General features: G+C 63.9%; 11 protein-coding genes. 10 read left to right on the forward strand and 1 reads right to left on the reverse strand.

The features are described from left to right. The first annotated feature begins 60 nt into the window (after positions 1–60). The 3 genes from B2P87_RS04690 to preA all read left to right on the forward strand — a co-directional run bounded on the left by B2P87_RS04690 (position 61) and on the right by preA (position 3,552). Positions 61–702, forward strand: coding sequence for a cupin domain-containing protein (locus tag B2P87_RS04690; protein ID WP_141890530.1), 642 nt, complete (start codon positions 61–63; stop codon positions 700–702). Between the two features lie 155 nt (positions 703–857). Beyond that, a complete protein-coding gene (locus tag B2P87_RS04695; RefSeq protein WP_141890529.1) occupies positions 858–2,192 on the forward strand; it encodes an NAD(P)-dependent oxidoreductase in 1,335 nt (444 codons plus the stop codon). A 55-nt stretch (positions 2,193–2,247) separates the two neighbouring features. Then, on the forward strand, positions 2,248–3,552 hold the full coding sequence (preA, locus tag B2P87_RS04700) for an NAD-dependent dihydropyrimidine dehydrogenase subunit PreA (protein ID WP_141890528.1): 1,305 nt from the start codon (positions 2,248–2,250) through the stop codon (positions 3,550–3,552). A gap of 211 nt (positions 3,553–3,763) precedes the next feature. Here the strand turns inward: preA and B2P87_RS04705 are convergent, their stop codons facing one another. Continuing rightward, positions 3,764–4,378: a TetR family transcriptional regulator C-terminal domain-containing protein gene (locus B2P87_RS04705; RefSeq protein WP_058287167.1), complete on the reverse strand. Its 615-nt coding sequence runs from the start codon at positions 4,376–4,378 to the stop codon at positions 3,764–3,766. Positions 4,379–4,648: 270 nt separating this feature from the next. Here B2P87_RS04705 and B2P87_RS04710 point away from each other — a divergent pair, with 270 nt between their 5' ends. The 7 genes from B2P87_RS04710 (at position 4,649) to B2P87_RS04740 (ending at position 12,601) form a co-directional block, all read left to right on the forward strand. After that, positions 4,649–5,899 carry a Zn-dependent hydrolase gene (locus tag B2P87_RS04710; protein ID WP_141890527.1) on the forward strand — a complete coding sequence of 417 codons (1,251 nt, stop codon included), beginning with the start codon at positions 4,649–4,651 and terminating at the stop codon, positions 5,897–5,899. 131 nt (positions 5,900–6,030) lie between these two features. After that, positions 6,031–7,485: a dihydropyrimidinase gene (gene hydA, locus B2P87_RS04715; protein ID WP_141890526.1), complete on the forward strand. Its 1,455-nt coding sequence runs from the start codon at positions 6,031–6,033 to the stop codon at positions 7,483–7,485. Positions 7,486–7,545: 60 nt separating this feature from the next. Then, positions 7,546–8,385 carry an ABC transporter ATP-binding protein gene (locus B2P87_RS04720; RefSeq protein ID WP_141890525.1) on the forward strand — a complete coding sequence of 280 codons (840 nt, stop codon included), beginning with the start codon at positions 7,546–7,548 and terminating at the stop codon, positions 8,383–8,385. Between the two features lie 99 nt (positions 8,386–8,484). Continuing rightward, a complete protein-coding gene (locus B2P87_RS04725; RefSeq protein WP_058287163.1) occupies positions 8,485–9,402 on the forward strand; it encodes an ABC transporter permease in 918 nt (305 codons plus the stop codon). Between the two features lie 85 nt (positions 9,403–9,487). Then, positions 9,488–10,333 (forward strand): ABC transporter permease, encoded by an 846-nt coding sequence (locus B2P87_RS04730; protein WP_141890524.1) that lies wholly within the window; start codon positions 9,488–9,490, stop codon positions 10,331–10,333. Positions 10,334–10,482: 149 nt separating this feature from the next. Then, positions 10,483–11,469 carry an ABC transporter substrate-binding protein gene (locus tag B2P87_RS04735; protein ID WP_027244121.1) on the forward strand — a complete coding sequence of 329 codons (987 nt, stop codon included), beginning with the start codon at positions 10,483–10,485 and terminating at the stop codon, positions 11,467–11,469. A gap of 295 nt (positions 11,470–11,764) precedes the next feature. Next, complete coding sequence (locus tag B2P87_RS04740; protein ID WP_244940816.1) at positions 11,765–12,601, forward strand: 4Fe-4S binding protein; 837 nt, start codon at positions 11,765–11,767, stop codon at positions 12,599–12,601. The last annotated feature ends 26 nt before the right edge of the window (positions 12,602–12,627 follow it).

A 12,627-nucleotide genomic window follows, 5' to 3' on the forward strand; every position in this document is an offset into this window, starting at 1 on the left:
CGCTCTTCCCATGGTCCCGGCCAGCCGCCACATTGCTTGGCGCAGCAAGGGGAGAGCAAGATGCGTATCAATGCCGATTTCACCAAACGCGCCGCGGTGCATTTCGAGGACACACCCTGGGTGCCCAGCCCGGCCCCGGGGGTAGAGCGCAAGATGCTCGACCGCATCGGCGAGGAAGTTGCCCGCGCCACCACCATCGTCCGCTTTGCGCCGGGGTCCGCCTTTGATGCGCATGTGCATGACGGCGGCGAGGAGTTTCTGGTGCTGGACGGCGTGTTCCAGGATGAGCACGGCGACTTTCCCGCAGGCTCCTATGTCCGTAACCCGCCCACCACCAGCCACACGCCCGCCGCGGCGGAGGGCGCGGTGATCCTGGTCAAGCTGCACCAGTTCGACCCCGCCGACCGTACCGAGGTCAAAACCCGCGCCGATGGCGGCGCCGCGCAGCAGCAGCTGTTTCAGGATGCGGTTGAGACGGTGACGCTGCAAACCTGGGGTCCGCATCACGCGGTCAGCCTGCAGGCGCCCGGCGGGCTGGAGGTCTTTGTGGTGGACGGCAGCTACAGCGAGAACGGCGAGGATTTCACCCGTTGGGACTGGCTGCGTCTGCCGCCCGGCAGCCGGTTTGACGCCACCGCCGGTACGGACGGTGCGAAAGTGTGGATGAAAACCGGCCATCTTTCGCAAATGACTGCTCAATAGGCATCGCCTGATTTCGGCGTGAAATCAAGTTCTTGCACGCCGCTCCTTCGGGGGCGGCATATTTTTTGCCTGCGGGAAAAATTTTACCAGTTGATAAAAAATAAGACTGTGGCACTCTGAACAGCAAGAACAACCGAAAATCAGGGAGACACCCAATGGCGACCAGCCATCAGGCATCCGGCATTCAGGCAGCGCGGCTTGACGCTGCCGGGATCGCTGAGAACTTCTCGGACTTGCACCCGCCCTATGACGCGCATGAGGCCGCCGTGGCCGCCGACCGCTGCTATTTCTGCTATGACGCGCCCTGCATGACGGCCTGTCCGACCAGCATCGACATCCCCCAGTTCATCCGGGAGATCCAGGCAGGCCACCCCGAAAGCGCGGCCCGCACCATTTTGGAGCAGAACATTCTGGGCGGCATGTGCGCCCGGGTCTGCCCGACCGAAACCCTGTGCGAAGAGGTCTGCGTGCGGGAGACGGCAGAGGGCAAGCCGGTCGAGATCGGCCGCCTGCAGCGCTATGCCACCGACACGCTGATGGCGAAGGGCGTGCATCCCTTCACCCGTGCCGCAGCGACTGGCAAGAAGGTGGCCGTTGTGGGGGCGGGCCCGGCGGGTCTGTCTGCCGCGCACCGGCTGGCGATGCTGGGCCATGACGTGGTGGTCTATGACGCCCTGTCCAAGCCCGGCGGCCTCAACGAATTCGGGATTGCCGCCTATAAAACCACCAGCAACTTCGCGCAGCGCGAAGTGGACTGGCTGCTGCAGATCGGCGGCATCACCATGGATTACGGCCAAAAACTGGGCGAGGACTTGTCACTGGATGCGCTGAAGGAGGCGTATGACGCGGTGTTCCTCTCCATTGGTCTGGCCGGGGTCAATGCCCTGCGCGCGCCGGGCGAAGACATGGACGGTGTCCGCGACGCGGTGGACTTCATCGCCGAACTGCGCCAGGCGGACGACCTGACCACGCTGCCGGTCGGCCGCAATGTGGTGGTGATCGGCGGCGGCATGACCGCGGTGGATGCTGCGGTGCAGTCCAAGCTGTTGGGCGCCGAAAACGTCACCATCGCCTACCGCCGCAGCCGCGAGGAGATGGGCGCAAGCCGGTTCGAGCAGGACTTGGCGGCCTCGAAGGGCGTCAAGCTGATGTTCAACGTGATGCCGGTTGCGGTGCACGGCAGCGGTGCAGCGGCCGAGATCGAATTGGAGTATACTCAGGTCGCGGACGGCAAGGTCTCCGGCACGGGCGAAACCCTGCGGCTGGCCGCGGATCAGGTGTTCAAGGCGATCGGCCAGACGCTGGAGGGCCAGCCGGAGGCGCTGGCGCTGGAGGGCCGCAAGATCAAGGTCGACGCCAGCGGGCGCACCTCTGTGGCCGGGGTCTGGGCCGGGGGCGACTGCGCCTCGGGCGGCGAGGACCTGACCGTGACTGCCGTGGCCGAGGGCCGCCACGCTGCAATGGACATTCACTCCAGCCTGATGGGCTGAGCCAGCTCGGGTGCGGCTCCGCTGCACCCAAGCTAGCCTTAAAAGGAGAGATCAAATGGCTGATCTGACAACGGAATTTCTGGGTATCAAATCCCCCAACCCGTTCTGGCTGGCCTCGGCGCCGCCGACGGACAAGGAATACAACGTCCGCCGCGCCTTCGAGGCCGGCTGGGGCGGCGTGGTCTGGAAGACCCTGGGCGCCGAAGGCCCGCCGGTGGTCAACGTGAACGGCCCGCGCTATGGCGCGATCTGGGGCGCCGACCGCCGTCTTTTGGGCCTCAACAACATCGAGCTGATCACCGACCGGCCGCTGCAGACCAACCTGGAGGAAATCACCCGGGTCAAGAAAGACTACCCGGACCGCGCCGTCATCGTCTCGATCATGGTGCCTTGCGAGGAACAGGCCTGGAAGGACATCCTGCCGCAGGTGGAGGCCACCGGCGCCGACGGGATCGAACTGAATTTTGGCTGCCCGCACGGCATGGCCGAACGTGGCATGGGGTCTGCCGTGGGGCAGGTGCCGGAATACATCCAGATGGTCACCGAGTGGTGCAAGAAATACTACTCCAAGCCGGTGATCGTGAAGCTGACCCCGAACATCACCGATATCCGCCACCCGGCCCGGGCAGCGCACGCGGGCAACGCCGATGCGGTCAGCCTGATCAACACCATCAACTCGATCACCTCGGTGAACCTCGACAGCATGGCGCCGGAGCCGACCATCGGCGGCAAAGGCACCCACGGCGGCTATTGCGGCCCGGCGGTGAAGCCGATTGCGCTGAACATGGTCGCTGAAATCGCCCGCGACCCGCAGACCCGCGGCCTGCCGATCTCTGCCATCGGCGGCGTCACCACCTGGCGCGACGCGGCGGAGTTCATGGCACTGGGCGCTGGCAACGTGCAGGTTTGCACCGCGGCGATGACCTATGGCTTCAACGTGGTGAAGGAGATGATCTCGGGCCTGTCGAATTGGATGGACGAGAAAGGCTATACCTCCACCCAGGATTTCATCGGCATGGCGGTGCCGAATGTGACCGACTGGCAGTATCTGGACCTGAACTACGTGACCAAGGCCAGGATCAGCCAGGACGACTGCATCAAATGCGGCCGCTGCTATGCGGCCTGCGAGGATACCTCGCACCAGGCGATTGCGATGAGCGAGGACCGGGTGTTCACGGTGAAGGACGACGAATGCGTCGCCTGCAATCTTTGCGTGAATGTCTGCCCGGTGGAGGGCTGCATCACCATGGAGGAAGTCCCGGCAGGCCAGATCGACGAGCGCACCGGCGAGGTGGTTTCGGACGACTACGCCAACTGGACCACGCATCCGAACAACCCGTCGGCAACGGCCGCAGAGTAAACTTTTCCAGCGGGCGGGGGCAGCTCAAACGGAAAGGCTCCCGCCCGTCGCCGGTCTCCTTTTCAGGAGACGCTCCTCCCGTTGGGCCCGGCGCCGCGCTTTGCGCGGCGCCGGGCCCAAGGCCGCCAAGGGGGCATCAGCACGGCTGATGGCACCTGCGGGCGCGGGAGCTCCCGGTTCTCCTGCAAAGCGTTTCCGAGGATATCTGAGGTCAGCTTTTGGGCGTAAGCATCCGGCGGTACAGGGTTTCCAGATACTCTGGCGCGGCGTCGAACGGGTCTTCCTCGCCCATCAGCGTGCGCACCTGGGCGTCGAAATCCGCATAGTGCTGGGTCAGCGACCAGATCGAAAACAACAGATGCTGGGGGTGCGCCCGGTTGATCCGCCCGGCATCCATCCAGTCCTGCAGCAGCTGCGCCTTTTCCTCCACCAGAACCTTGAGATCGGTGGCGATCACCTCTCGCAGCCGCGGCGCGCCCTGCACAATCTCATTGGCATAAAGACGGCTTTCGCGCGGGTAGTCCCGGCTCATCTGCAGTTTGCGCTGTACATAGGCAAGGATTTCCTCCAGCGGCTCGCCCTCAGGATCGAGACCGCGCAGCGGATCGAGCCAGGTGTCCAGCAGCCCCGCCATCAGCTCGTTGAACATCGCTTCCTTGGAGGGGAAGTAATAAAGCAGGTTCGGTTTCGACAGCCCGGCCGCCTTGGCGATCTGATCCACGGTGGAGCCGCGGAAGCCGTGGCTTGAAAACACGTCCAGCGCCGCTTCGAGAATGGCAGCGCGATTCTTCTTCTGAATGCGGGTGGGCGCGCGGTCTGCGGGCATGGTCGTCCTTGTCTGGTTCTGCCGCCTGCGGCGGGCGAAAGCACGGATTTTCACCTGTTTCCGGCTAAGGCGCCGATTTTTGCAAGGGTCCTGCGGCAATTTCTTGACTGGTGGTGAACCCGTGATAGCGTGAGTTTGACCAGTTGGTCAAATCAATGTCCGGGCCGCAAACGGCCCGGCTTTGCAACGGACCAGCATTCGAAGCCACCTAACACGGCGCCAAGCCGGAGCCAGCCTGCAAAGACGGGCGCACAGGGAAGGAAGCTCGAGATGACGTCGCTTGGACAGAATCTGAAAATCAATGGTGACAGGCTGTGGGACAGCCTGATGGAGATGGCCAAAATCGGCCCCGGAGTCGCAGGCGGCAACAACCGCCAGACGCTGACGGATGCGGATGGCGAAGGCCGCGCCCTGTTCCAGAAATGGTGCGAGGAGGCAGGCTGCACCATGGGGCTGGACCAGATGGGCAACATGTTTGCGATGCGCGCAGGCACCGACCCGGACGCGCTTCCGGTCTATGTCGGCTCGCATCTGGATACCCAGCCCACGGGCGGCAAGTATGACGGTGTTCTCGGGGTGCTGGCGGGGCTGGAGCTGATCCGCTCGCTCAACGACATGAACATCAAGACCAAGCACCCGATCGTGGCCACCAACTTCACCAATGAGGAAGGCACCCGCTACGCGCCGGCCATGCTGTCCTCGGGGGTGTTTGCCGGTGTGCATACCCAGGACTGGGCTTACGGCCGGGCAGATGCCGAGGGCAAGACATTCGGTGATGAGCTGAATCGCATCGGCTGGCGCGGCGAGGAGGAAACCGGCGCCCGCAAGATGCACGCGTTTTTCGAGCTGCACATCGAGCAGGGCCCGATCCTGGAGGCCGAGGGCAAGGATATCGGCGTTGTGACCCACGGCCAGGGCCTCAGCTGGACGCAGGTGACGGTCACCGGCAAGGATGCCCATACCGGCTCCACCCCGATGCCGATGCGCCGCAATGCGGGCCTGGCGATGGCGCGGATCCTGGAGGCGGTGGACGCAATCGCCTGGAGCCATGCGCCGCACGCGGTGGGCGCGGCGGGGCATATCGACGTCTACCCGAACTCGCGCAACGTGATCCCGGGCAAGGTCGTTTTCACCGTCGATTTCCGCAGCCCGGAACTCGGCGTGATCACCGACATGGAAAACCGCCTGCGCGAGCAGGGCACCAAAATCGCTGAGGCGATGGGGGTGGAGATCGAGTTCGAGAAGGTGGGCGGCTTTGACCCCGTGGCCTTTGACGAGGGCTGCGTCAGCGCGGTGCGCAATGCGGCGGAACGGCTGGGCTATTCCCATCTTGATATCATCTCTGGCGCGGGACACGACGCCTGCTGGATCAACCGGGTGGCGCCGACTGCCATGGTGATGTGCCCCTGCGTCGATGGCCTGAGCCACAACGAGGCCGAAGAGATCAGCAAGGAATGGGCCGAGGCCGGCGCCAATGTGCTGTTCCATGCGGTGGTGGAGACAGCGGAGATCGTGGAGTAGGGGGCGCTGCCCCCGCGGCCCGGCGGGCCGCTCCCCCGGAGTATTTCCGGAAAGATGAAAAGAGCTGCGCCAGACAGCGGAAGAGACAAATGGAGGCGTAAGAATACGCCCCGGTTCAGGGAGTTATAGCAATGAGTAAAGTCATCAGAAACGGCACCATCGTGACCGCCGATCTGACCTATAAGGCGGATGTGCTGATTGAGAACGGAGTGATCACCCAGATCGGCCAGGGCCTCAAAGGCAGTGAGGAGCTGGACGCCACCGGCTGTTATGTAATGCCGGGGGGGATCGACCCGCACACCCACCTGGAGATGCCCTTCATGGGCACCTACAGCTCGGATGACTTCGAGTCCGGCACCCGCGCAGGGCTGGCGGGCGGCACCACCATGGTGGTGGATTTTGCGCTGCCCAACCCTGGCGAGAGCCTGCTGGATGCGCTGAAACGCTGGGACAACAAGTCGACCCGCGCCAACTGCGACTATTCCTTCCACATGGCGGTGACCTGGTGGGGCGAGCAGGTCTTTGACGATATCAAGACCGTGATCCAGGAGCGCGGCATCAACACCTTCAAGCATTTCATGGCCTACAAGGGCGCTTTGATGGTGAATGATGACGAGCTTTATGCCTCCTTCCAGCGGCTGGCGGAGCTGGGCGGCATTGCCATGGTGCATGCCGAAAACGGCGATGTGGTGGCGGAGCTGTCGGCCAAGCTTCTGGCACAAGGCAACACAGGCCCCGAAGCGCATGCCTATTCCCGTCCGCCGCAGGTGGAAGGCGAGGCGACCAACCGCGCGATCATGATTGCCGATATGGCAGGTGTGCCGCTGTACGTCGTGCATACCTCCTGCGAGGACAGCCACGAGGCCATCCGCCGTGCCCGGATGCAGGGCAAGCGGGTCTGGGGCGAGCCGCTGATCCAGCATCTGACGCTGGATGAGAGCGAGTATTTCAACAAGGACTGGGACCACGCCGCCCGCCGGGTGATGTCGCCGCCGTTCCGTAACAAGCAGCATCAGGACAGCCTGTGGGCCGGTTTGCAGTCGGGCTCTCTGTCTGTCGTGGCCACCGACCATTGCGCCTTTACCACCGAGCAGAAGCGCACGGGTGTGGGCGATTTCACCAAGATCCCGAACGGCACCGGCGGGCTGGAAGACCGGATGCCGATGCTGTGGACGCACGGGGTGGAGACCGGCCGTCTGACGCCGAATGAATTTGTGGCCGTCACCTCAACAAATATCGCCAAGATCCTGAATTGCTACCCGAAAAAGGGCGCGGTTCTGGTGGGCGCGGATGCCGATCTGGTGGTCTGGGACCCCGAGAAGCGTAAGACGATTTCCGCGGATACCCAGCAGTCCTCCATCGACTACAACGTGTTCGAGGGGCATGAGGTGAAGGGCCTGCCGCGCTTTACCCTGACGCGCGGCCATGTGGCGGTGCATGATGGTGAGATCCGCTGCCAGGAGGGCCACGGCAAGTTTGTCGCCCGGGAGGCCAACACCACGGTGAACAAGGCGCTGTCGACCTGGAAAGAGCTGACCGCGCCGCGTCCGGTAGAGCGCACCGGCATCCCGGCGACAGGCGTGTAAATCAGGAGCGGGCTGCCGGAAACGGCGGCCCGTTTTCCTGTGTGAAATCAAGGCGAAGATATGAATATGGAACCGACCACCCAGGCAATCCGCCCCGAGGCCGCCGCGTCCGCACCTGCCCCCGCAGACTGCGTGATCGAGGCCCGGAACCTGGACCTGACCTTTCAGACAAATGACGGGCCGGTGCATGCGCTGAAGGATGTGAGCCTGAAGATCAGCAAGGGCGATTTTGTCTCCTTCATCGGACCGTCGGGCTGCGGCAAGACTACTTTTCTGCGCTGTATCGCGGCGCTGGAAACGCCCACCGGCGGCAGCCTGAGCGTCAACGGCATGACCCCGGATGAGGCACGGCGCAACCGGGCCTATGGCTATGTGTTTCAGGCCGCGGGGCTGTACCCGTGGCGCACCATCTCCAAGAACATCAAGCTGCCGCTGGAAATCATGGGCTACTCCAGGGCGGAGCAGGAAAAGCGCGTTAACCAAGTCTTGGAACTTGTTGAATTGTCAGGCTTTGGCGGCAAGTTTCCCTGGCAGTTGTCGGGCGGGATGCAGCAGCGGGCCAGCATCGCGCGGGCGCTGGCCTTTGATGCCGACATCCTGCTGATGGATGAACCCTTCGGGGCGCTCGATGAGATCGTGCGCGATCACCTGAACGAGCAGCTGCTGAAGCTTTGGGCGCGGACCAACAAGACCATCGGCTTTGTGACCCACTCAATCCCGGAGGCGGTTTATCTGTCGACCAAGATCGTGGTGATGTCACCGCGGCCGGGGCGGATCCACGATGTGATCGACAGCACGCTGCCCAAGGAACGGCCGCTGGATATCCGCGACAGCCCGGAGTTCATCGAGATCGCCCACCGGGTGCGTGAGGGCCTGCGGGCGGGGCATGGCGATGATTGATTCTGCCAGCACGACCCGCCGGAACCGGAGGGTGTCACGCGTGCACCCCCTGTACACCCCCTGTGCACCGTGCGGCTGCCGGTTGCGGAGGGCACAGCTATGAAAAGCCTTGTTGCCGTCCTCACTGTGCTCGCCGCCATCATCGCCCTTTGGTACGCAGCCTGCGTGCCGATGAACATCAAGGGCGTGCTGGACCAGGCGGAGCGGGCAGGGGCCGAAGTCACCCCCGCCACCGCCAAGGCGCGCCGGGACATGAGCGAGATCGGGCTGGTGGCGAACAACAGCTTTGCCATTGGCGAGACCTGGGTGCAGGACCGCCCGCGGCTGCCCGCGCCGCATCAGGTGGCGGTGGAACTGTGGGAGACAACGGTAGAGAAGAAGATCACCTCGAAACGCAGCCTGATCTATCACGCGCAGGTGACGCTGTCGGCCACACTTCTGGGCTTTGCCATTGGCACCGGGCTTGGCATTCTGCTGGCAGTGGGGATCGTGCACAGCCGCGTCATGGATATGTCGGTGATGCCCTGGGCGATTGTCAGCCAGACCATCCCAATCATCGCGCTGGCGCCGATGATCATCGTGGTGCTCTATTCCATCGGGGTGCAGGGGATCATTCCGAAGGCGGTGATCTCGGCCTACCTCAGCTTCTTCCCTGTGGTTGTCGGCATGGTGAAGGGGCTGCGCGCGCCGGATGCGATGCAGCTTGATTTGCTGAAAACCTACAATGCCAATACAAGCCAAGGGTTCTGGAAGCTGCGGCTGCCGTCCTCGATGCCCTATCTGTTTGCCTCGCTGAAGATCGGCATTGCGGCCTCCCTGGTGGGGGCCATCGTGGGGGAACTGCCGACTGGCGCGGTTGCGGGGCTCGGCGCGCGGCTGCTGGCGGGCAGCTATTACGGGCAGACCGTGCAGATCTGGTCGGCGCTGTTTGCCGCCGCAATCCTGGCCGCGGCGCTGGTGGCGCTTTTGGGGCTGATCGAGAAGCTGGTGCTGAGCCGGATGGGGGTGCGGGCATGATGGAGGTTTGGATTGAGGGCTCTGCCCTCGCCGCTGCGCGGCTCACCCGGGATATTTCCGGCCAGAAGAACAGGGGGGTCCTGTCATGATGATGGTGGTGCTTGCCGTGTTTGTTTGGTGCGGCGGCTGGTGGTTGAACAGCCGGCTGGCGAACAGCCCGGCCTCGAAAACCCGCGCGGTGCAGCTATTGGTGCCTGCGATCTTCGGGATTACCGTGCTGGTGGTCTGGGAACTGCTGGTGCGCGGGCTGGAGGTGTCCTTGGTGATCCTGCCGGCGCCCACGGTGATTGCGGCGCGCTTTGCGGCCAGCCTGCCGATCCTGTGGGAGGATTTCGCCCAGACCATCCTGAAAGGCGCGCTTGGCGGCTATGTGATCGGCTGCGGCGCGGCGTTCCTGACCGCGATCCTGGTCGACCGCAGCGATTTCCTGCGCCGCGGGCTGCTGCCGGTGGGGAACTTTGTCGCGGCGCTGCCGATTGTCGGCACCGCGCCGATCCTGGTGATGTGGTTCGGGTTCGACTGGCAGTCGAAGGCCGCGGTGGTCGTGGTGATGGTGTTCTTTCCGATGCTGGTGAACACCGTGGCAGGCCTGCGCGAGACCTCCGCCATGCAGCGCGATTTGATGCAGACCTATGCGGCGACCTACTGGCAGGCCTTCTTCAAGCTGCGGCTGCCGGCGGCGCTGCCGTTTGTGTTCAACGGCCTCAAGATCTCCACCACGCTGGCTCTCATCGGCGCGATTGTGGCGGAATTCTTTGGCTCGCCCACCGTCGGCATGGGGTTTCGCATTTCCACCAGCGTCGGCCAGCTGGCGCTGGACATGGTCTGGGCCGAGATCGTGGTGGCGGCGCTGGCGGGGTCCGCTTTCTACGGGCTGGTGGCGCTGATCGAGAAGAGCTTTACCTTCTGGCACCCGTCGCAGCGGGGCTGACAGCAAGAAGTCATCCCGCCGGGCGCGGGGCGGCTTTGCCGAAATCTTGCGCGGGGGCCTCTCAAGGGCAGGCCATATAACGAAAAACTTTGAACGACAGGTCAAACCCGGGCAAGCTTCACATCATAATCAATAGGGAGAAATAAGACATGAAACATATTATGACTGCGGCGGCTCTAGCGCTGGGGGCAACCGGAGCGGCGCAGGCGGCGGATGATGTGACGCTGCAGCTGAAATGGGTGACCCAGGCGCAGTTCGCGGGCTATTACGTGGCGCTGGACAAGGGGTTTTACGAAGAAGAGGACTTGAATGTCACCATCCTGCCGGGCGGCCCGGATATTGCGCCGACCCAGGTGATTGCCGGCGGAGGCGCTGATGTGACGGTGGAATGGATGCCCGCGGCGCTGGCCGCGCGCGAGAAGGGCTTGCCGCTGGTCAATATCGCGCAGCCATTCAAATCCTCCGGCATGATGCTGACCTGCTGGAAGGATGCCGGCATCGAAACCCCGGAAGACCTGAAGAACCGCACCCTGGGGGTCTGGTTCTTCGGCAACGAGTTCCCCTTCATGAGCTGGATGAGCCAGCTGGGCATCGGCACAGATGGCAAGAACGAAAACGGTGTCGAGGTGCTGAAACAGGGCTTTAACGTGGACCCGCTGCTGCAGCGCCAGGCGGACTGCATCTCGACCATGACCTATAATGAATACTGGCAGGTCATCGACGCGGGCGTCAGCCCGGAGGAGCTGGTCACCTTCAAATATGAGGATCAGGGCGTCGCGACGCTGGAAGACGGTCTCTATGTGCTGGAGGAGAACCTCGAGAACGCTGAGTTTGCGGACAAGATGGAGCGGTTCGTGCGGGCCTCGATGAAGGGCTGGAAATATGCCGAGGAGAACCCGGACGAAGCGGCCGGCATCGTGCTGGACAATGATGCATCGGGTGCGCAGACCGAAGAGCACCAGAAGCGGATGATGGGCGAGATTGCCAAGCTGACCGCCGGCAGCAACGGGGCGCTGGACCCGGCCGATTACGAGCGGACCGTGTCGACGCTGATGGGCGGCGGCTCCGATCCGGTGATCACCAAGCAGCCGGAAGGCGCCTGGACCCATGCGATTACCGATGCGGCGCTGAACTGAGCCGTCTTTGCTGACTGCGAAACCAAGGCCCGCCGGACTTGGCCGTCCGGCGGGCCTTTTTTGTTTTGAGCCGTTTTTTGTAAAAATTTCGACAATTCCGCCGTCAAGATGAAATACACGTCTTGGATGAGTTTTTCTGTGTTAGCATCTTCCAATGGGAGAGATTTGCGCTGATATCCTTGAAGGGCAGACGGCAGACGGGCACCCGCCGCATTATATTTGTTTCTGCCGGCGGCCCGAGATCCCTTCCTGCAATGCGCGGCATGCGCCGCGCGGGCGTCCGGCGCTGCTGGATGTGGCCAGCAGGAGCTGCGAACTGCCGCTGATGGCGCTGTGCCGGGCGGCGCATCAGCGCAAGCATGAAACCGGCCGCGCCCAGGTGCTGATTCTTTATGAGGTGGAGCCGGTTGTGCCGGAAGCCGTGGACCTTCCCCCGCCGACAGAAGCCGCGGCGGATGTGATCCCGGTCCAGGTTTGCTGCGTGCAGAAAATCGGCCATGCCGACCTGCTGCACGCGCTGGCTTGCGGTTTTGACGTCATTCACCTGCAATCCTGCGCCGGCGCTGCCGGACTGGCGCAGCAGGAACGGCAAGTGGAGCTGGCGCATGTGCTGGGCGGGCTGGGCCGGATCCTGCTGTTCGGGGACGGCGGCACCCTGGCGCGGCGTCTGGAGGCCGGGATCTTTCCGTTTGCCTCCGTCTCGCCGGACGTTCTTGCGGTGGGCAGCCGCAGGGATACCGCACGGGCCAGCGCCGCGGCCCTGCTGCCGGCCAAGGCAGGCAATATCGCGCTGCCGGAGCAGGCCCCCTACGGGGCTGTCAGCCTGGACGCCGATCGCTGCACGCATTGCAGCAGCTGCGTCTGGGTCTGCCCGTCGGACGCGCTGAGCCTGACGGAGAACGGCGGCGCGCTGAGCTTTGTGGAGTCCTTGTGCTTTCAATGCGGGCTGTGTGTGTCGATCTGCCCGCAGCGGGCGCTGCGCATGGCGCCGGGGATGGACCTGTCCGCGGCAGCGGTCCTGCCGCATCTGCTGGACGGGACTGCGGAGGGGTGCGGCAATGCCGCGGGGGCCGAGGCCGGCCCTGCCGAGGAGCTGCCCGCCAGCCTACCGCCGGTTTTGCCCGCCGGATGAGGATGCCCGCGCGGCAGCGCCGCAGG

It is taken from the genome of Leisingera sp. UBA4491 (assembly GCF_002388965.1).
GTDB lineage: Bacteria > Pseudomonadota > Alphaproteobacteria > Rhodobacterales > Rhodobacteraceae > Leisingera > Leisingera aquaemixtae.